General features: G+C 71.0%; 14 protein-coding genes and 1 pseudogene. 8 read left to right on the top strand and 7 right to left on the bottom strand.

From position 1 onward, the window contains the following. Window positions 1–40 precede the first annotated feature (40 nt). The 4 genes from ACZ7L6_RS15960 to ACZ7L6_RS15945 all read right to left on the bottom strand — a co-directional run bounded on the left by ACZ7L6_RS15960 (window position 41) and on the right by ACZ7L6_RS15945 (window position 7,553). Window positions 41–3,769, bottom strand: a complete 3,729-nt coding sequence (locus ACZ7L6_RS15960) for an FG-GAP-like repeat-containing protein (RefSeq protein WP_471924127.1) — start codon at window positions 3,767–3,769, stop codon at window positions 41–43. Between the two features lie 189 nt (window positions 3,770–3,958). After that, on the bottom strand, window positions 3,959–4,873 hold the full coding sequence (locus ACZ7L6_RS15955) for a peptidoglycan-binding protein (protein WP_471924125.1): 915 nt from the start codon (window positions 4,871–4,873) through the stop codon (window positions 3,959–3,961). Between the two features lie 66 nt (window positions 4,874–4,939). Continuing rightward, window positions 4,940–6,961: a BTAD domain-containing putative transcriptional regulator gene (locus tag ACZ7L6_RS15950; RefSeq protein WP_471924123.1), complete on the bottom strand. Its 2,022-nt coding sequence runs from the start codon at window positions 6,959–6,961 to the stop codon at window positions 4,940–4,942. 142 nt (window positions 6,962–7,103) lie between these two features. After that, a complete protein-coding gene (locus tag ACZ7L6_RS15945) occupies window positions 7,104–7,553 on the bottom strand; it encodes a DUF5707 domain-containing protein (RefSeq protein WP_471924121.1) in 450 nt (149 codons plus the stop codon). Window positions 7,554–7,839: 286 nt separating this feature from the next. Here ACZ7L6_RS15945 and ACZ7L6_RS15940 point away from each other — a divergent pair, with 286 nt between their 5' ends. From ACZ7L6_RS15940 to ACZ7L6_RS15930, 3 genes are read left to right on the top strand one after another with little or no spacing between them, the layout of a single operon-like run. After that, window positions 7,840–10,218, top strand: a complete 2,379-nt coding sequence (locus ACZ7L6_RS15940) for a sensor histidine kinase (protein WP_471924594.1) — start codon at window positions 7,840–7,842, stop codon at window positions 10,216–10,218. Then, window positions 10,215–10,895, top strand: coding sequence for a response regulator (locus ACZ7L6_RS15935; RefSeq protein ID WP_471924119.1), 681 nt, complete (start codon window positions 10,215–10,217; stop codon window positions 10,893–10,895). Before ACZ7L6_RS15940 ends, ACZ7L6_RS15935 begins: the two co-directional genes overlap by 4 nt. A 43-nt stretch (window positions 10,896–10,938) precedes the next feature. Beyond that, window positions 10,939–11,268 (top strand): SCO4225 family membrane protein, encoded by a 330-nt coding sequence (locus ACZ7L6_RS15930; RefSeq protein ID WP_471924117.1) that lies wholly within the window; start codon window positions 10,939–10,941, stop codon window positions 11,266–11,268. 37 nt (window positions 11,269–11,305) lie between these two features. Here the strand turns inward: ACZ7L6_RS15930 and ACZ7L6_RS15925 are convergent, their stop codons facing one another. Further along, the gene (locus tag ACZ7L6_RS15925; protein WP_471924115.1) at window positions 11,306–11,671 is read right to left on the bottom strand and encodes an alpha-L-rhamnosidase C-terminal domain-containing protein; all 366 of its coding nucleotides are present in this window, start codon (window positions 11,669–11,671) and stop codon (window positions 11,306–11,308) included. Between ACZ7L6_RS15925 and ACZ7L6_RS15920 the strand changes: the two are divergent. The 4 genes and pseudogenes from ACZ7L6_RS15920 to ACZ7L6_RS15905 form a co-directional block, all read left to right on the top strand. After that, window positions 11,664–12,022, top strand: a pseudogene (locus ACZ7L6_RS15920) (DUF3500 domain-containing protein); the annotation flags it as partial. The gene ACZ7L6_RS15925 and the pseudogene ACZ7L6_RS15920 sit on opposite strands and share 8 nt — an antisense overlap. A 187-nt stretch (window positions 12,023–12,209) precedes the next feature. Further along, window positions 12,210–13,610, top strand: a complete 1,401-nt coding sequence (locus ACZ7L6_RS15915) for a M1 family metallopeptidase (RefSeq protein ID WP_471924113.1) — start codon at window positions 12,210–12,212, stop codon at window positions 13,608–13,610. A gap of 131 nt (window positions 13,611–13,741) precedes the next feature. Then, window positions 13,742–14,326: a DUF2975 domain-containing protein gene (locus ACZ7L6_RS15910; RefSeq protein ID WP_471924111.1), complete on the top strand. Its 585-nt coding sequence runs from the start codon at window positions 13,742–13,744 to the stop codon at window positions 14,324–14,326. After that, complete coding sequence (locus ACZ7L6_RS15905) at window positions 14,326–14,562, top strand: helix-turn-helix domain-containing protein (RefSeq protein WP_471924109.1); 237 nt, start codon at window positions 14,326–14,328, stop codon at window positions 14,560–14,562. The genes ACZ7L6_RS15910 and ACZ7L6_RS15905 overlap by 1 nt, the downstream gene beginning before the upstream one ends. 84 nt (window positions 14,563–14,646) lie before the next feature. On the opposite strand, the gene ACZ7L6_RS15900 is transcribed toward ACZ7L6_RS15905, so the two are convergent. Continuing rightward, window positions 14,647–17,298, bottom strand: coding sequence for an RICIN domain-containing protein (locus ACZ7L6_RS15900; protein WP_471924107.1), 2,652 nt, complete (start codon window positions 17,296–17,298; stop codon window positions 14,647–14,649). A 255-nt stretch (window positions 17,299–17,553) separates the two neighbouring features. On the opposite strand from ACZ7L6_RS15900, the gene ACZ7L6_RS15895 reads away from it, so the two are divergent. Beyond that, window positions 17,554–18,327 carry a calcium-binding protein gene (locus ACZ7L6_RS15895; protein ID WP_471924105.1) on the top strand — a complete coding sequence of 258 codons (774 nt, stop codon included), beginning with the start codon at window positions 17,554–17,556 and terminating at the stop codon, window positions 18,325–18,327. 15 nt (window positions 18,328–18,342) lie between these two features. Here ACZ7L6_RS15895 and ACZ7L6_RS15890 read toward each other — a convergent pair whose 3' ends face one another. Next, window positions 18,343–19,311, bottom strand: coding sequence for a helix-turn-helix transcriptional regulator (locus ACZ7L6_RS15890; RefSeq protein WP_471924103.1), 969 nt, complete (start codon window positions 19,309–19,311; stop codon window positions 18,343–18,345). Window positions 19,312–19,370: the final 59 nt, after the last annotated feature.

The raw sequence follows: 19,370 nt of genomic DNA, 5'->3' as shown, positions 1-19,370 counted from the left end.
ATGGTCGGGGCCTTCCTCGTCCTGTCACGGTGGTCAGCGGTCAGAAGAGGGCCTTGTAGCCCCGCCATCCGGTGGCGATCTTCACCCGGCCGGAGAACGAGCCACTGCCGTTGCCGCTGTTGCGCCACAGGTTGCCGGAGGTGTCCCGGGAGACGAGGTCCGCCTTCCCGTCACGGGTGATGTCCCCGACGCCGACGACGACGTTGTACGCCGCACCCCAGTCGTCGAACACCTTCACCCGGGACGCGAACTTCCCCGTCGCCGTGCCGTTGTAGCGCCACAGCTCGTTCGAGGAGTCCTGGGCGAGCAGGTCGCCGTGGCCGTCGCCGTTCAGGTCCCCGACCCCGACGATCTTCTTGTAGCCCTTCCAGTTGTCGTAGAGCTTCACCCGCGCCGCCAGTTTCCCGTCGCTGGTGCCCTTGTGCAGGTACACGGCACCGGTGGAGGAGTTGCGGGTGATCAGGTCCGCCCGCCCGTCACCGGTGATGTCCCCAGGCGAGGTCAGCACGTTGTACTGGTTCCAGCCCGTGCCCAGCGACACGTACGACGTCGACGGCGTGACCGCCTTCCCGCAGCCCGGCCGGTACGCCCGCAGGGAGCCGTCGGCCATCCGCACCAGCACGTCGTTGCACCGGTCACCGTTCACGTCCCCGAACGGGATCGCCCTGACCGAGGTCGACCAGCCCGAGCCGCTGGTCCTGCCCGAGAAGATCCCCGTACCGGAACCATGCTGGAAGGTGAGCGAGCCGGTGGAGTTCAGTGTCAGCAGATCCCCGACGCCGTCCGGCACCGAACCGGCACCCGTGTGGTCCCTGGGCGCCGCCGTGACGACGCGCGCGGAGGACTCGGCCGTCGTGCTCTGCCAGCCGCTCTTGAGGGCGGTGACGGCCACACTCAGCTTCTTGCCGCGCAGCGAGGCGGGCACCACATACGTTGCGGCGGTGGCCCCCGAGATCGCCTGGCCGTCGGCCTTCCACCGGTAGGTGTACGAGTCCGGGGCCGGCGTCCAGGATCCGGGCTTGACGGTGAGCTTGGCGCCGACCCGGGCGGTGCCGGTGACGGTCGGGACGGCGGTGTTCTTCAGCGGGGCCGGGGTGACGGTGAACGTGCCGCGCTGGTACTCCCAGGAGTTGTGGGTGATGACGCTGAGGCTCCAGTCGCCCGGGGCGAGTCCGGTCAGGTCCAGAGCGGCCTTCAGGGACTTCCGGTCGGCGGCCACCGAGGTGGTGGTCGACTCGACCGACTTGCCGGACTTGCTGATCCGTACCTTGTCGTCCTCGTGCAGGGCGGTGCCCGTCACGGTCACCGTGGTCTTCGTGCCACTGACGCCGCTGGTCGGGGTGACCGCGCCGATGCTGATCTTCTCGGTGCCGCAGAGCGCGTACGTACAGACCAGTTCCGCCTTGTAGGAGGTCTGCGAGGCCTTCTCCGGCAGCCCGACGACCAGGATGCTCGGGCTGACGTCCGTCGTGTACGGCTCGTTCACGTAGCACTGGTAGCCGCTCGGAATGAACAGTGTGCAGTTGTTGTCCAGGCTCGCGTCGTAGAGCGCGGGCACGGCCGTCGCGGTGCCGCCCGCGGTGTCGCTGACCTCGAAGTCGAAGCGGTCGCTGTACGCGGTGGGCAGCGCCGCGCAGACCGCGGTGTGCTGCTCGTCGAGGGTGCCGGTGACCGGCCCGTACCCGTAGCTGACGTTCGGGACCTCGGCGCATTCGGCGGCCGGCCCGGCGGACGTCGCGATGCGCAGGGCGTCGAACCGGTAGGACTCGGCGGCCTTCAGGTTCGTCGGGACGGTGACGAGGACCTGGTAGCTGGTGGAGCCGGTGACCGCGCACGCCTTGTTGCGGTACGAGCAGACGGGGTCGCCCTGCGCGTCGTACGCCAGGATGTTGGCGGTGCCCAGCGGGTCGCGGACGTCGAGGTGCAGGGTGTCCCCGGCGTCGGCGGTGGTCACCTGGCGGCAGAGCAGCAGGCCGGGTGCCGCCGGAGTGCCGCCCGTGGACGGGCCGCCCACCGCGGTCGCCGGGTTCGCCGCGCAGCCCTTGGCGGTGGCGGTGACGTCACGCCGGGCGAGGGTGTACTCGGCGGGGGTGTCGCGGCCGGTGACCAGCACCGTGTGCGCGACGCCCGGGGCGAGGGCGCAGGTGGTCCAGGTGGACAGAGAGGGCCAGACGCTGCACACCTGCTTGCCGTCGCCGTCCAGCACCGAGAACTCGGCGGTGGAGCCACCGGAGACGGCCCGCAGCTGGAGGTTCTCCATCGCGCTGTGGTCGTCCGCCGGAATGGACAGGCAGTGCGAGAAGACCCCGTCGCCGGTGCTGAACCGGGCCGTGGCGCTGTCGGCGGTGAAGTCGCCCACCGGGACGGCCGGGCAGCCGCTCGCCGCGTCCGTGCGGTGCAGGGCGATGCGGTAGGAACCGGTCGCCGTGTCGCTGTCGTCGGTGGACACCAGGGCGCGGAACGGGGCGGAGCCGGTCAGCGCGCAGGTCCCCGCGCCGAGGGTCTCCCAGTTGCACCGCTGGACGCCGTCCGCGTCGACGACCACGACCTCCGGCCGGGGAGCCGCTCCGCTCAGGGGCGTCAGCGCGGCCATCCGGGCGCCCTCGGGCAGCGGCAGCGTCAGGCAGTCGATCTCGCCCGCCGTGCCGAAGGTGCCCTGGTGGGTGCCGAGTTCGGCGGGCTCGCAGCCGGCGGTTCCGGCGCGGTCGAGGATGAGGGTGGCGTGGTCGGTGAGGACGGTGTAGTCACCGGCGGGGACGCCGCAGCCGGCGCACACGGTCTTCCCCTCGCGGTCGTACACGGTGAGGGCGGAACGGGATCCGTCGGTCACCTCGTACACGCTGTACCGTGCCGCCGCCGTGGCGGTGAAGACCTTGCAGCCGGTGGCCGGATCCACCGTGGTGGGCGCGGAGTTGTACGCGTTCACGGGGACGCGCGCGCAACCGGCGGGGTCGGACAGCCGACGGATCTTCAGGGTGTACGGTGCGGGGAAGCCGCGCTCGGCCTGCCTGACGTGCCCGAGCACCCGGTACGGCCCGTCACCGGGCAGCACACACCCGTCGCTGTCGTCCTCGTTGAAGTGCGGGCAGATGTGGGCACCCGTCTCGTCGGTGATCCAGTTGACGCTCTCGCCGTACGTGTCGATATGGAAGTCGACCGTGATCCGCTCGCCGGGCTTGGCCGTGAACGGATGGCACACGAGGCCGAACGGAGAGACCGCGGACCCGGTGACCGGGGGCAGGTCCCAGGACGTACCGGTCTCCTCCGCGCAGCCGGCGGTGGTGGCCAGCGGGGTGACGGTCACGGGGATCTCGCGACTGCCGGTCCCCCAGCTGGTGTTGGTGAGCTTCAGGGTGAAGGCGCCGGCCCGCGGCAGCGCACACCAGCCGTTGCCCCACGTGGCGTCGTAGCAGTCCACCTCGGTCTCACCGTCGAAGACCTGGGCGGTCGTCGCGCTCCTTTCCGTCAGCACGCGGTGCAGTCCCGGCTGCTCGGCGGTGAAGGTGAAGCAGGCGCTGCCGTCGGCGGGGACGGTCGCCTTGCCCACCGCGGAACCCGGGTCGCCGAAGGGGGCGAGCGCGAGGGGGGCGCAGTCCTCGGCGGCGGCCGGTGCGGTGGCATCAAACGCGGCGGCCACGGACGTGGTGCCTTCCGACGCCTGTGCGGCGCCGGTCGGCAGAAGGCCCGTCAGCAGGACCGACAGTGCGAGTGTGAGCAGGAGTGCGGTGTACGCCGCGGATCTCCCGCGTGCACACAGGCGGTAGGGCATGGCGTTCCCCCCAGGACGGCGTCGAGCGACGCAGGTGAAGGCCGGGGCCCTGCATGACCTGGGGTCGAGGGCGGCGCACGGCGAAATCAGGCGAATGATCGCACACGTGTGCCCCTTGTGGCACCTGTCTTCAGGACGCCCCCACCCACGCGCACGGCGTCACCGGCCGGCAGGCCGCCGCCCTGCGCCTCAGGAGAACAGCAGGCGCCAGGTCAGCGGTCCGGGATTGCCGTCGGCGTCGCCGCGCAGTTCCTTGCGTGACTTCTGGAAGTCCCGCACGTTCAGCCGGTCCGCCTCGCCCCAGGTCCTGCTCGGGCCGACCTTGTAGTGGTCGCCGAAGCCGCGCTTCACCAGCTGCTTGCCGAGCTGCAGGACATACGCGTTCGAGGCCCCGGCCACGAAGTACTTGCGTCCCGGGAACGCGGGAACCCTGGGTTTGGTGGGTGTGGTCGGCTCCGGGGTGTCGTCGTCCACGTCCAGCTCGGCCTTCGCGTACTTGGTGATCCTGGCGAAGTCGATCGCGCCGGGGTCGCCGTGGACGTTCTCGGGCACGTGCATGTGCCCGCACACCCCTTTGAAGTCCGTCCACTGCGCGCCGGTCAGCCGCTGGCCGCCGCTCCCGTACGACGTGGGGTACGCGGGCCACGACTTCGGACCGGACAGCGGTACGCCGTGTTCCTCGTGCATCCAGGCCAGGAAGCGGGCGACGCCCTGCAGTGCCCAGTCGGGGGCGTCCGGCCAGTAGATGTGCGCCTGGCCCGCGGTCTTCCACTTCGCGTGGGTCTTCGGGTCGCAGGTGCCGACCAGCTCGACCTGGCACACGTTCATGGTGTTCGTCTCGACGCCGCCCCGCAGGTTGACCAGCGCCCTGGAGGAGGTCTCTATGTCGAAGTGCTGGTACCACTTCAGCTTCTTGGCGGCGAGATCGGGGACCGCCGTCAGGTTCGGTGCGGAGGAGCCGCCGCCGTATCCGGGAAGGGTGCGGCCCTCCGTGGTGTGGAGGACGACGACATTGACCTGCATCGGGTCACCGCCGAAGTCGTCCTGGTACCAGTTCGCCCGGCTTGCGCCGGGGTATCTCTGCGGGCCCGTCTTGGTGGTCATCACAGACTCCTGATCGAGTGTGGGCTCGCCGGGTTCGGCGAGGTGGGGGAGGAGCGAGAACGAGGATCAGTGACCTTGCCCCAGGGCGGAGGGGCGGCTTCGGGCCGGGACCGGGGCCGTGGGGCCCGCCGCGCGCAGATGCCGCTCCAGCCGGGCCGGGTCGGTGTCGGTACGGCCCGCCAGCTCGCGGGCGAGCGCCGCGTGCCGGAGTTGCCGGGAGGACGGGGTCTGGGTGCTCAGCACCACGTCGCGGGGCAGTTCGGGCAACCAGTAACGGCCGGTGCCACCCATGGCGGGGTCCGCGTCCCAGACCAGGATCCGGGCGGTGACGGCGGCGTCGATCAGCGGCAGCAGCTCGTCCGGTGCCAGCCCCTGGACGTCCGCGAGGAGACCGACGTCGAGCCATTCGCCGTCGGCGGCGGCGTAGGTGAGCATGGTCCGGGCCGCATCCGGCAGCTCGACCAGCCGCGCATGGAGGATGTTGCGCACCGCGGCCGGTACCTGTGCCTGCGGCCCGGTGCGCCGGCCGGCCGGCAGCTTGAGCAGCTCGGCCAAGGCGAACGGGTGGCCCTCGGTACGCCGGTGCAGCGCCGCCACCTCCTCGGGCCGGACATCCTCGCCGCGCGCCGCGAGCAGCTCGGCCACGCCGTCGGCGGTCAGCGGCTCCAGGGTCAGCCAGGTCGCGCCGAGCAGGGCCAGGTCCGCGAGCAGCATGCTGGACACGGGGGCGTCGGGATTGCGCAGGGTGCAGACGAAGAGGACGGGCGCCTCCCGCACCACATTGGCGAGCCGCCGCAGCAGGCGGTGGAAGCCCTGCGGTGCCTGGTCGAGGTCGTCGACGACACACAGCGTGGGTCCCTGCGTGAGTTCGTGGACGACCGTGCCGAGCGGGTCCTTCTGCGCGACCTCGTCCTGAGCGGAGTCGGTGCCGTCCTGCCGCAGCGCGTCGAGGAGTTGCACGGTCGGGCAGGTCTGGAAGACCCCACGGTTCCCACTGAGCGCCTGACCGCCCTTGGTGCGGGCGACCGTGAACCCCGCCGCCGCGGCCCGGGCGGACAGCTCCTCCACCAGCCGGGTCTTGCCGTACCCCTGCTCCCCGTTGACCACGGCCCACTGGGGGCGGCCCGCTGCCGCGGCCGACAGCAGCCCGGCCAGTTGCGCGGTCTGCTCGTCGCGGCCCACGAAGGGGATGGCGGCGGCAGGTCCGGGGCCCCGGTGCGGAGACGTGACGGGCGCGGCGGCGAGGTCGGGAGGCGAAGGACGAACAGGGGGAAGGCGTGTACCGGACGAAGCCGTGGGAGGCGTGCCGAGGACGGTGATGTCGTGCCGCAGGATCGCGGTGTGCAGGTCCCGCAGTTGGGGGCTGGGGTCCAGGCCGAGCTCCGTGGCCAGCATGTGGCGGAACCGCTCGTACTGCTTGAGTGCCTCGACCGGCCGCCCGGCCGCGTACAGCGCGCGCATCAGCAGGGCCCAGGAGGTCTCCCGCAGCGGTGCCTTGAGTACGAGGTCCTCGGTGACGTCGATCGCCGGTTCCGTCTCGCCCTGCCCCAGGAGGATGGTGGCCCGCAGTTCCTCGGCGTCCTGGAGGGCGCTGTCGAGCCGGGCACGTTCACGGTTGGCGAAGGCGTGCTCGGCGGCCTCGGCCAGTGCCTCGCCGCGCCACAGGCCGAGCGCCGTGTCGATCTCCTGCCGGGCGACGGGAAGCCGACCGTTTCTCAGCGCTTCGCGGGCCCGGCTCAGCGAGTCCTCGAAGAGGGCCGTGTCCCGTGCTTCGCGGGGTACCTTCAGCGCGTATCCGGCCGGGCCGCTGACCAGCATGGTGGACTGGCCCTGCCGTACGGGGTCGAGGACCGCGCGCAGTCGGCTGATGTGGGCGCGTACGGAGGAAGAGGCGCCGGTCGGCCGGTCCGTGGGCCACAGGTCGCGCAGGAGGGTGTGCTGGGAGACGGGGCGGCCGTCCTCCAGGAGCAGGCGGACGAGCAGCAGCCGGCGCTGGCGGGGCCCGAGGTCGAGGGGAACGCCGCCTTTCAGCACTTCCAGGGGGCCGAGCACGCCGAACCGCATCGCGTGTCCATGACGTGAGTTCAACGGGCGGGCCACCTCCTGGGCGACATCAGTGTTTTGCACGCTACGCGATCAATGCGACGGCGAGCTCGGGCAGCTGTCACTTTTTCCGCAGTCAACCAATGGTTTGTTGCTCCGCTGTTGTCCCCGTGTTGTTGCTCGGGGATCAGCGTGCGACGTCGAAGGTGGCGGCGCGGGGTACGAACGTCGTGTCCCCGTCCCTGGCCGTGGCCAGTGCCGAGACGTACCAGGTGCCCTTGTCCAGTTCGGCCGCCTCCCGTTTCGCGACCTTCAGCGTGTAGGTGCAACGGGTGGTGTCGTCCGAGGTGTCCCGGCACTCGGCGACCTCCGCCGAGCGAAGCTCCGCCTCGGTCGGGTCGAGCTTCGAACTCGCGGGCCAGACAAGGACCTTGAGGTCGCGGAGGTCCGAGTCGTCACGCACGTCCACGGTGTAGGTGAGCGAGCCCGCACTGCCTTCGGACGGAGCTGCGTAGCGGGCCGAGCCGTTCTCCAGGGTCGGTTCCGTAGCGGCCGATGCCAGGGCGAGGCCGCCGGCGGCGACTCCGCCGAGGGCGACGGCGCCGATGAGCGAGGAGAGAAGAACGCGCTTGGACATGGGAGATCCCCCTGAAGTCGTTGGAGAGTTGGATACGCGGTGAAGCGTGAAAGAGCCGCTGGTGGAAGCGGTGGCCGACCGCGTTCTCGATGTGATCGAGCCTATGGTCGGCGGCGTGGCACCGTCGTCGCGCTGCGGGACGATCGGCGCCTCCAACCGCAGGTAGAGCATCTGCAACCCGGGTTGGGGACCGGGATCCGACTCCAGCCGGAGTCGGGCCGCTCACCTGCGGCCATAGCCTTGATCCGCCATGAAACCCGTCATGAGATCTGCCATTGGCTCCGCCATGGACCGAACCGACGACCGTCTGGCCCCGGTCCTGCTGCTCTGCGCCCAGGCCGTGGTCTGGCCCGGGGCGGCGCTGGTGCGCGGGGCCGTCCCGCCCGCGTCCGCCCTCCTCCTGGCGGCCCTGGTCGCCGGAGTGGTGACGGCGGCGCTCGTCCTCCGCCGTAGCCGCCCGGTGGTCACGCTCGTCGTGGCCGCCGCCGCCTGCGCACTGGGCGCCGGACCGCTGCCCGCCGGGGCGATGGCGGTACTCGGCACCGCGGGCGTCGCGCTGGCCCTGTTCACCGTGGCGACCGAACGCGATGCCTTCACCGCCGTGTTGTGCGTGGTGGCACTCGCCACCTGGCAGCTCCTGCAGGGCATCAGCCTGCACGGACTCAGCGACCGTGACGGACTCGACCTCGTCCTGACCGCGGTCCTGTACGCGACCGCGTGCGGTGCCGGGCGCCTCGTACGGCGGAGTCGTCGCGCGCGGGAAGCGGCCGAACGACTGCTGAAGCGGGCCGAGTCCGAGCGCCACCGGCTCCCCGCGGCCGAACGGCGCCGCATGGAAAGGGAGTTGCACGACGTCAGCGCCCACCATCTGACGGCCGTGGTGGTCACGGCGGGGGCGGCCCTCGGGCTGCGTGACCGCCGTCCCGAACTGGCCGAGGAGGCACTGCAGTTCGCGGTCGAGACCGGCCGCGAGGTCACCCGCGCGCTCGGCGCGGTACGGGCGCCGGCCCCCTCCCGCGAGGACCTGCCGTCACCGGAGGAACGGCTGCTGGACCTGGTCACGGGGTTCCGGCGCCTGGACCAGCGGGTGGACTGCGAGATCGACCCCCTGCCGGACGGCGCCGTCGCGGACGCGGCGTACGGCATCGTGCGCGAGGCGCTGACCAACGTGGCCCGGCACGCCCCCGGCGCGCACACGAGGGTGCGGGTCCGGTACGGCGACACCCGTACGGACGTCGTGGTCACCAGCGCGGCACCACCGGCCGGTGCGGCGGCGCACGGCGCGGGGCTCGGCGGGGGACGCGGCCAGGGCTTCCTGAGGTCGCGGGCACGGGAGGCGGGCGGCACCCTGAGCACCGGGCCGACGGACGACGGCGGTTGGGAGGTCCGCGCGGTCCTGCCCGGCCGGACCGCGGCCCCCGTGGAGCGGTCCGTTCCGCGGAGCTACCGCCTGGCGCAGCTGACGGCCGCCGTCGGCCTGGTCGTACAGCCGCTGCTCCCGGCGCTGGTCATCCGCGCGGAGGACGCGTCGAGCGGGACGCGGGTGTCGGCGGGCGTCCTCTTCGCCCTGCTGGCAGCCGCCCAGGCGGTCGCCCTGCTGTGGCTACGGAGGGCACCCCGGACGGCATACGGTGCGCTGCTCGGCCTGGCCCTGCTGTGGCCGGTGGCGATGGCGGTGGGGGAGTACAGCGGCCCGGTCGTGCTCCCGTCCGCGTTGAGCATGTTGGCCACGTGCACGGCCCTCGCGTCACAGGCGACCCGAACTGCAACGCCGCTGAAGGGGCGCGGGGCTGTACTGGATATGCGGCTACCGCCGCGCGGGCGCGACAAGCCCCCACCGGCCCGCAGCAACCCACGGCCTCAAGTCCGTTTCTTCCCGATCGCAGCCGCAGCCGTAAACATCACCGCTTTCACCATCGCCGTTCTGAACCGAGGCACTGCTCTTCCCACCTGGGCAGTCACCCTGCTCGCAACGGCAGGCGTCTCATCGGCCGTCACCGCCACCCACTGGGCCGGAACCCTACGAGGCCGCCGTAACGAAGCCGCCCAGAGCATCCACGACGCACGCCTCGCCACCTGGACCGAGGAAGCCGTCCGCGACGCCTGGGCCGAGCGTCGCCGTATGGCCGCCGGTCTGGAAACCACCGTGCTGGCCCGTACCGCCGACATGGTCACCGAAGCAGAAGCGGGCCGCCTCGACGCGACAGCGACCCGCGCCCGCGAGGCCCTGGCCGCGATGCGCGCCCTGCTCGACACGGTCCGGGAGGGCGAGACGGCGCCCGAGCTGCGGCCGCAGCCCACCCTCCAGGCGCTCGACCTGCTCGCCCACCAGCTGCGGGCCACCGGCCGCGACGTCGAGATACGGCTGACCGACCGCGTACCGGAACGACTGCCCACCGCCGTCGACCTGGCCGCCTACCACACCGCCGAGACGGTGCTCGCGACCGGCGGCGAGGAACCGGCGACTCTCGAACTCGACGCGGACGACGATACGTTGACGCTCACGGCCACCGGAGTGTCCCGCGCCGCCGACCCCGCCGTACGGGAGCGCCTGACCCCGCGGGTCTCGGCACTCGGCGGCACCCTGACCACCGGCCCGCAGGGCACCGTCCGCATCCGGCTGCCGCTCGCCGTCGCGCCGGACAACGAGGAGAGAGAACGATGAGCCTCAACGTGCTGGTCGTCGACGACCAGGGCATCGTCCGTGCCGGGTTCGCCGCCGTGATCGACGCCGATGAGGACATGACGGTCGTCGGCGAGGCCGCCGACGGCGCCGACGCCGTACGGCTCGCCGAGGAACTGTCCCCCGACGTGGTCGTCATGGACGTACGCATGCCCGAACTGGACGGCATCGCCGCCACCCGCATCATCACCGGCCGCGAGAACGCGCCCCGGGTCCTCGTCCTGACCACCTTCGACCTCGACGCGTACGTCTTCGACGCGCTGCGCGCCGGCGCCTCGGGCTTCCTCCTCAAGGACGTACACCCCGCCGAACTGCTGCAGGGCATCCGGGTCGTGGCGGCCGGAGAGAGCGTGCTCGCCCCGTCCGCGACCCGCCGCCTCATCGGCCACTACGCGTCCGGCCCGCCCGCCGCGGTCCCGGCCGGGAGCTTCCCCGAGCTCGACACCCTGACCGGCAGCCAGCGGGGCGTCCTCACCCTGGTCGCGGCCGGCCTGACCAACGCGGAGATCGCCGAGCACCTCGGCATCACCGTGGGCACCGTGAAGTCCCATGTGAACGCGCTGCTCCGCAAACTCGGCCTGCGCGACCGCGTACAGGCGACGATCCTCGCGTACGACCTCGGCCTCGCCCGCCCGAACCCACCCGGCGGCCACCTCTGACCACCGTCCTCCGACCACCGCGACGCAACCAAGGAGTCCACCCGTGACCGGTACCGATCGCGATTCCGTGAAATCCGACTTCCGCCGCTTCCGCGACCACCTCGGCGTTGTAGGCCTCGTCTACCTCGCCGTCTGTTTCGTCCTGCTCGTGTGGGCGCTCATGGCGACCGCGGCCGACAGTTCGGGCGAGTCCATGGCGGGCGTCATCCCTCTCCTCGCCACCGCCCCGGCCAGCCTCGTGTACCTCGTTCTGCCGGACAACGACGTGATGTTCATCAGCGCCGTCGTCATCGGCGCGGAGGTCAACGCCGAGATCATCGGCTGGTGCACCCGCGCACTGCGCCGCGGCGGCCGCCGGGACCCGGAGTCCTGAGCCCCGGCACCCGCTGCGTCGGGAGGCATCCGACACGTCACGCCGGGCCGGTGAAGGCCCATGTGCCGGGCCCGACACGGAAGACGACGAAGTCGGGATCGCTGCGCAGCAACTCCGCGCCCTTCGGCGCGGCCACCTGGGCGGGCGCCTGAGCCGGCACATGCACCTCGGCCGTGGACCCCACCGGCACCCGCAGCTCCCGGTCCAGACGCGACCAGGACACGGCGGCCTCGCCCCGCACGGTACGGACGGACGTACGGGCCCAGCTCACTCCCGTACGGGCGTCGGGCCGTACCGAGAAGGTGCGGTAGCCGGCGTCCCCGGGGCGCAGTCCGGCCACGTTCTCGTACAGCCACTGCGCGGAGCCCTGGGGCTTCCAGTTCGACGGCCACCACCTGGTCATCAACTACTGCGTCCTGGGCGACCAGGTGGTCATGAGCCCCTGCTTCTGGGGCTCGGAGCCCACGTCGATGGAGATCGACGGCGAGACGGTCACCGTCTGCCACGAGGAGGTCGCAGCCAGCCTCGCCTTCATCAACTCCCTCACGGCGGCCCAGCAGTCGGTCGCGATCGCCTCCTCGACCAAGTCGAACGAGTCGATGAAGGCGGGCGCGTTCTCCGACAACACGGTCCAGGCGTACGAGGGCTGCGCGGCAACAAGCTCACCGCCGCGCAGAAGAAGAAGCTCCTCGGCATCGTCGAAGCCTTCGTGGGCCGCGCCAAGGCCGATGCCGCCAAGGTGCGGATGGCCGAGGTCCGGGGGCACCTCGACGACACCTACGTCACCTGGGCCGGCGGCACCGCCGACGACTCGGCCAGTGAGGCACAACATCCCGTCATGGCGGAGGGCCGCACCCACTCAGGTGCGGCCCTCCGGCCGTTCAGTCCCCGGATCACCGGCAACCGCCAATTGTCATACCGGTGTGGCAGGATCCGCTGCCATGTCGTCGTTACGCGCACCCACATGGTGGTCAAAAGCCGGTCGTCGTCTGCTCGTTGTACCGCTCGCCTTGCTCACGGCGGCGGGCGCCACCGGTGCCGGTGCCGCGACGGCACCGGCATCCAAGGCCGAGGCCGAGGCCGCGACGCCCGATCGGCTTCGCTACGACGTGTCCTTGCGCGGCGACGCCGACGGCTCCCACTGGACGGGCCGGCAGCGGGTGTCGTTCCGCAATGCCTCCGACCGGCCCCTGCGTGAGGTGTACGTACGTCTGTGGGGCAACGGCGACGACAAGTGCGGCACGCCGGGCACGCCGCCGCCGGTCAAGGTGTCCGAGGTGCGCGGCGGCACCGCGGGCCGCCTCACCGTGGACTGCACCGCGCTGCGTATCACCCTGCCGAAGCCGCTCGCGCGCGGCGAGCGGACGGCCGTCTCCTTCGACGTGTCCATCACCGTGCCCCAGCGCAACGACCGCTTCGGCCGCGAGGGCGCGTTCCGCTTCCTGGGCAATGCGCTGCCGGTGCTCGCCGTGCACGACGCGAAGGGATGGCACCTCGACCCGTATGTGTCGACCGGCGAGAGCTTCTACGCCCTGGCGAGCGACTTCCGTGTGCGTATCGACCACCCGTCGTCCCTCAAGGTCCCCGCAACGGGCCGCACTTGGACCAGCCACGGCAAGCCCGGGCGCACGGTCACGCACAGCGTCGCGCAGCGGGTGCGGGACTTCGCGTGGGCGGCGGGCCCGTTCCGTACAGCGACGGAGGCCTCGCCCGGTGGCGTGCGCGTGAAGTCGTACTGGGCGCCGAACACGCCCACGGCGGGTGTACGCCTCAACCGCAAGGACGGCGTCGCCGCCGTCGACCGGTTCGGCAGGGAGTTCGGCCGCTATCCGTACGGCGAGATCGACCTCGTGATGACCAAGGGCTTCCCCGGCGGTATGGAGTACCCCGGCCTGGTCATCCTCGGCACCACCGAGGAGGGCGGCGCCGTCGTCCACGAGGTGGCCCACCAGTGGTGGTACGGCATCGTGGGCAACGACGAGTACGGCGCGCCCTGGCTGGACGAGAGCTTCGCCCAGTACGCCAACGCACGCTTCTACGGCTGGGACACAAGCGACTGCTGGTCGGATGACGACTGGCCGAGCGAGCACACCGCGCTCACCAACTCGATGGCCTACTGGAGCAAGCACCCGGGCGAGTACCACCTCATCTACACGGCCGGCCCCTGCGCCCTGGCCCGCCTGGAGCGCACCATCGGAGCCGACACGATGGCGCGGCTCCTCAAGCGGTACGCCCGCGACCACTGGTACGGCGTCTCCACCACCGCCGACTTCAAGAAGGCCGCACAGTCCGCGACGGACAAGGACCTGGACCCCTTCTGGACGCAGCACCGCATCCGGTGAAACCCCTGGTCGCCGCAGCTGCGCCGGCCGCCTTCCAGCCGCTGGGCCGGTCCCGCCAGGGCCTCGAACTTGTCGAATATCGATATGCTCCGCTACCTTCCCCCTATCGAAAATCGATAGGGGGAGATGAGATGAACACGCGGCTCACGAGGACCCTGGCCTCGGTGACCTGGGCGCTGGCGGTGCTCTGCGGGCTCGCTTTCGTAGGCACGGGCGTCACGCACATGCTCGACGACGGGGCGGTCTGTGTGCAGACGGACTTCTGGAGCAACGCCTCACTGGCGGACTCACTGCCGGTGGGCGCGGGCGTGGAGGCGTCCAGCAGTACCGCGCGCCTGTGCCAGGACAGTCCCTCCGTGGGGCAGCGAGCCGCCGATCTCGGGGGCGAACTGCCCTGGCTGCTGTTCGCTGCGCTCGCGCTGTTCCTCTTCTCCCGACTGCTGAAGGCCGTCCTGCTGCAGGGGCCGTTCACCGAGGCGGTGGCGCAACGGCTCTCCGTTCTCGGCTGGTTCGTCGCCGTGGGCACGCCGCTGGCCGGCCTCACCGTCGGCTGGTCGCGATCCTGGCTCGTCGGGAGCATGGCGCCGATCGCCGGTTCCGGGCCGACGGTCTCCGGACCGCTGGTGCTCGTCCTCGCCGGCCTCACGGCGGTGATCATGGGGAAGATCATGCGCGAGGGTGTGCGCATGCGAGAGGACCTCGAAGGGACCATCTGATGTCCGAAGAGGAACCTCACGCGATCCGGATCCACCTCGACCGCCTTCTCACCGAGCGCGGCATGACCCTCACCGAACTGGCCGCGCAAGTGGGCATCACCGTCGTCAACCTGTCCATCCTGAAAAACGGACGGGCCAAGGCGATCCGCTTCTCGACCCTGTCGAGGATCTGCGAGGTCCTGCGCTGCCAGCCGGGAGATCTGATCACCCACGAGCCCGCCAAGCCGGGGCCATAGCCGACCACTCCCAAACGATCCATGTGCTGGATGCCTTGGCGGGGCCGCAGGCCGTTGTGGCTGCGGCCCCGCTCGGGCGTCGGGTCAGGACGGGTCGCCGTACTGGAGGCCGCGTCCGTTGGTGCCGACGTAGACGCGGCCGTAGGTGTCGGGGTCGCCGGTGATGACGCCGGTGCCGCCGATGGCGCCCCACTGGTGGGCCTTGTCGTTGACGCGGAGCCAGGTGGCGCCCTTGTCGGTGGAGCGGAAGACGCCGGTGACGTCCTTGACTGTGCCGATCAGGTACAGGGCCTGGTAGCCGGTGCCCGGCTTGGCCTTGCCGAAGCCGAGGGCGGAGGCGGACTGCACCGTCGTGAGCGTGGTGAAGCTGCGGCCGCCGTCGGTGGAGTGCAGCAGCCCCTTGCCGTAGCCGGAGATCCACAGGTCCCCGGCGATGCCCGGGACGGTCGTGAGCCGGCCGGAGGGCAGGTCGGTGGCGCGGGCGGTGAAGGTCGCGCCGCCGTCGGTGCTGGCGTAGAGCGTGCCGCCGGACAGCGAGTAGAAGGTCTTGGCCGAGGAGCGGTCGGCGACGACCACGGCGTCGGTGCCCAGACCGCCGACCTTGGACCAGCTCGCCCCCTTGTCGGTCGAGCGGTACGGGACCTGACCGGCCTGGGTCCAGACGATGGTGGAGCCGTCCGCCGCGAGCGCGACATGACCGTCCTGGGCACCGGCCACAGGCTCTGCCCTGAAGCCGTTCCAGCTGCGGCCGCCGTCGCTGGAGTAGGCGCCGTCCTTCTCGCCGCCACGGCCGACGCGGACCATCAGCGCTGGCTTGGACTGGGCGAAGTCGATGTCGGTGCTGTTGGTCATCATCGGGTTCTTCAGCCGCCCGGCGGGCACCTTGGTCAGGGAGTCGTGGCGGAAGCCGCCCTGGTCGCCCATGGAGGTGATGACGGTGGCGCCGCCGGGAGGGGCGATCGCGTCCATCAGCGCGGTCTCCTCCAGCCCTCGGGCCCCCGCGGTCCAGTGGCTGGTGCCGCCGCTGTCGGTGGCGCTCGCGTCCTTGCTGCGCCAGATGCCGTTTCCGGTGCCGTACAGCACGTGCCCGGAGTTGAAGGGGTCGATGGCCAGGGCGGTCATCCAGTGCCCGGTGTGGGTGCCGATGTAAGGAGCGGCGGAGGCGCTGCGCACCGACTTGTCGGCCAGCGCCTTCCACGTCGTGCCGCCGTCGGTGGTCCGGTAGATCTCGTCCTCCGGCCACCAGCGGCCGAGGGTGGTGACCATCACCGTGGACGGCTTGCGCGGGTCGACGGCCAGACCGGAGAACCCGTAGCTGCCCTGGGACGGGGAGATGTTCTTCCACGCCCCGCGGTCCGGCGTGTACTTCCACACCGAGCCCGCCGTCACGCCGTTGGGTCCGAGGGCGTTGGTGTACGTCAGGTACAGCGAGCCGTCACCGGAAAGCACGCCGTGCTGCGGCAGCTGGCCGGTGGGCTGCCCGGAGACGGCCTGCCAGGTGCTCCCGCCGTCGGTCGAGCGGTACAGGGAGGTGGACTTGTCGTTGACGCCGACGTAGATCGTCCTGCTGCCGGCCGGGCCGTACGTCACGAAGGAGATGCCCGCGCCGCTGCTCGCCCCGTCCTTGACGGGGAACGAGGAGACCTGACTCCATGTCACGCCGTGGTCGGTGCTGCGCCACAGGCCGTTCTTGCGGGTGCCGAGCAGCAGGGTGCCGTTGTCCGCCGGGTTGATCGCCAGCCGTTCGCCCGCACCGCGGCCGTCCTCGTTGCCGCCCAGCTTGAACGGCAGATCGGTGCGCTTGAAGGTGCGGCCCCGGTCGGTGGAGCGCAGGAGCGCGCCGTTACCGGCCCACTCGTTGGTGTAGGTGCCCGCCGCGAGGTAGAGCCGCTTGGGGTCGACGGGGTCGGTGGCCACCGAGTCGATGCCCAGCAGGTTCCAGTCCTTCTCGCCGAGCCAGTCGGTGAGCGGGATCCACTGCTCGGCCGCGGTGTCCCAGCGGTAGGCCCCGCCCATGTCGGTGCGCGCGTACAGCAGACCCTTCTCCCGCTGGTTGAACACCAGCCCGGTGACGTAACCGCCGCCCACCACCTGGGCGTTCTTCCACACATACGGCCCGGCCGCGGCCGTGGTCTGCGCTCCGCCGGTCCCGGCCACCCGGGCCTCGGCCGCCTTCACCAGCTTCCACTGCTGGTTGGTGCTGCCCCGGCTCGGATACTGGACGACTGCCGCGCCCTCGGCAGTGGAGCCTCCGGAAACATCCAGGACCTGGCCGCTCCTGCGGGAGGTGAAGGTGACGGCGTCGGAGCCGCTCACCTCGTCGATCCGCCACTCCTGGGAGGCGGAGGAACTGTCGGTCTGCTGCTCGGCGGCGGCCGCCTCAGCCGCCGAATTGCCTGCGATGCCCAGCACTTTGCCGCTGTTGCGGTTCACCAGCTCGTAGTAGCCGTCCCCGGTGGGTCGCAGCCTCCACTGCTGGTTGGCGGTGTTCTGGTCGGTCCACTGCTGGATACGGGTGCCGTCGGCGGTGGAGAAGCCGTTGACGTCCAGCACCTTGCCGCTGCGCACGGAAACCAGCCGGTAGTAGGCATCGCCGTCGACCGTCGCGGCCTGCGAGTCCTCCTGGGCGAACAGCAGATACGGCACGACGATGGCGGGCACGCCGAGCAGCAGACCGGTGGCGGTCCAGCGACGGCGATGACGCCCGCGGCGCCCGCCGTTCGTGGGGTTGTTCATGGGGGCGAGGTTCTCCTTGCACGCTGTTCACCAGACGAAAGCCGGATCCCGGCCACGGGAACTGGCCGGATCCGCTTCCTTGTCGCCACAGGCCCCGCACAGGGTTGCCACAGGCCGGGAACTTCTTTCAGGTCACCTCGAGGCCCGTGCCGGAGGCCTGTCTCCAGCCCCTGACCGCCGGTGCGTACACTGCCGGAACTTATAGGCGGCCTGCTGAAGAGGCGGGCCCAACCCTTCGGGGACTCAATGCGTAGATTGACGATCGGCTCTGCCCTGCTCGGTTCTCTGGCCATAGCCGCCCTGCTCACTCCAGGTGCGCAGGCGGACGAGGTAGTGGGCAACGCTGATGTGGGCGACTTCCGGATCACCGGCGGGGGCGGCTCGGGCAACGACGTCGTCCTGGGCATCACCGACCCAAGGACGATCACCGTCAAGCTGACGGCCGGCGACGATTCGGGCATCAAGTCCGCGGACTTCACGCTCTACCACGGAAGCAGCCGCAGCAACGCCGACGCGGTCCTGAAGTCCAGTGAAGCGGCGCCGGTGTGCACAGCGGACGGAACCACTTCCGTCTGCACCAAGCACTACACGATCGACCCTCGGCGTGATCTGAAGAACTCGCTGGCCGGCATCTGGAAGGTCTACGTCGAAGCCCACGCCAACGACGGGGACTACGTGAAGGCGGACGGCCACACCACCTTCTTCATGAAGCGTTACGCCAAGCTGACCGCCAACGCTTCTCCCGAGCCGGTCGCCAAGGGCGGCACCATCACCGTCACGGGCAAACTCACCCGGGCCAACTGGGACACCCACGACTACCGCGGCTACACGAACCAGCGCGCTTACCTCGAGTTCCGCCGACCGGGCACCGACTACTACGAGTCTCTGGGCTACACCACCACGAACTCCACCGGGGTAGCCACCGCGAAGGTCACCGCAACCGCGGACCGCTACTGGCGGTATGAATTCAGAAGCACCATGACAACCCGGGGCGTCAAGGCGACGGGTGACTTCGTGGACGTTCGTTAGCGGACCGCAGGAGCTTCACGACGCGGGTGGGCGGTTTTCGCCGGTGCCGGATCGGCGTGTGAGCGTTGACGGTGCGGCTTGGTGCGGCTGTTCAGCGGGCGCTGCTACCTGGGGCTGGGTTGCTGCCAGGCTGGCCAGGAGCTTGAGTCGGTCTTCGGAGGGGGTGCCCGGTTCGGCGGTGTAGAGGGTCAGGTCGTGCATGGCCCGGTGGGACAACGGCAGGTCCAGGGACTGGTAGGTCAGCTCCAGGGCACCGACCTCGGGGTGCCACAGCCGTTTGATGCCGTCGTGGCGGATGCGGACGTCGTGCGCGGCCCATTGGCCGCGGAAGTCGGGACTGAGGGTGGACAGTTCGCCGATGAGTTCGCGCAGGGCCCGGTCGTGGGGTTCGCGTCCGGCTTCCGCGCGGAGCAGCGCGGCGGTGACGGCGGCGGCGGCCTCCCAGTCGACGAAGAACTGCCGGGCACCCGGATCGAGGAAGATGTAGCGGGCGACATTGGGCCGGCCGCGCTTGTCGGTGGTCTCGCTTTCGAAGAGCGGCGCGTGCAGGGCCCGGGCCAGCGGGTTGCTGGCGACGACGTCCTGTCGGCCGTTGCGCACGAAGGCGGAGGACAGCGTCATCGAGTCGAGCAGCCACTGGACGCGGGGCGGGACCGCGACGTCCTTGCGGCGGGACGGTGTGCGTGCGGCGGGGCGGGCGGCCCGGGCCAGGTCGAACAGGTAGGTGCGTTCGTCCTCGTCCAGTTGCAGGGCCTGGGCGACCGCGGCGAGCACGTCCTCGGAGACGCCGCTGATGTGGCCCTTCTCCAGGCGGGTGTACCACTCGGTGCTCACGCCGGCCAGTACGGCGACCTCTTCGCGCCGCAGCCCGGGCACCCGGCGCCGGCCGCTGGTGGGCATCCCGGCCTGCTCCGGGGTGATCTTGGCGCGGCGGCTGGCGAGGAAGTCCCGGATCTCCGCTCTGTGGTCACTTCGGTGGTCCATGCGTTCCACGGTAGCCAGCAGCCGCCGCTGAGGGAGGTTGAGCTTGTACCCCCTATAAA

This window comes from Streptomyces sp. NPDC107522 (genome assembly GCF_055657525.1).
Note: the sequence above shows the minus strand (reverse complement) of the source record. Positions and strands in the feature narration are given on the sequence as shown.

Excerpts from the sequence above, each read along its gene's own strand:
- ACZ7L6_RS15960 (WP_471924127.1), bottom strand. The coding sequence starts at position 3,769 with ATGCCCTACCGCCTGTGTGCACGCGGGAGATCCGCGGCGTACACCGCA.
- ACZ7L6_RS15955 (WP_471924125.1), bottom strand. The coding sequence starts at position 4,873 with ATGACCACCAAGACGGGCCCGCAGAGATACCCCGGCGCAAGCCGGGCG.
- ACZ7L6_RS15945 (WP_471924121.1), bottom strand. The coding sequence starts at position 7,553 with ATGTCCAAGCGCGTTCTTCTCTCCTCGCTCATCGGCGCCGTCGCCCTC.
- ACZ7L6_RS15940 (WP_471924594.1), top strand. The coding sequence starts at position 7,840 with ATGGACCGAACCGACGACCGTCTGGCCCCGGTCCTGCTGCTCTGCGCC.
- ACZ7L6_RS15935 (WP_471924119.1), top strand. The coding sequence starts at position 10,215 with ATGAGCCTCAACGTGCTGGTCGTCGACGACCAGGGCATCGTCCGTGCC.
- ACZ7L6_RS15925 (WP_471924115.1), bottom strand. The coding sequence starts at position 11,671 with ATGACCAGGTGGTGGCCGTCGAACTGGAAGCCCCAGGGCTCCGCGCAG.
- ACZ7L6_RS15915 (WP_471924113.1), top strand. The coding sequence starts at position 12,210 with ATGTCGTCGTTACGCGCACCCACATGGTGGTCAAAAGCCGGTCGTCGT.
- ACZ7L6_RS15910 (WP_471924111.1), top strand. The coding sequence starts at position 13,742 with ATGAACACGCGGCTCACGAGGACCCTGGCCTCGGTGACCTGGGCGCTG.
- ACZ7L6_RS15905 (WP_471924109.1), top strand. The coding sequence starts at position 14,326 with ATGTCCGAAGAGGAACCTCACGCGATCCGGATCCACCTCGACCGCCTT.
- ACZ7L6_RS15900 (WP_471924107.1), bottom strand. The coding sequence starts at position 17,298 with ATGAACAACCCCACGAACGGCGGGCGCCGCGGGCGTCATCGCCGTCGC.
- ACZ7L6_RS15890 (WP_471924103.1), bottom strand. The coding sequence starts at position 19,311 with ATGGACCACCGAAGTGACCACAGAGCGGAGATCCGGGACTTCCTCGCC.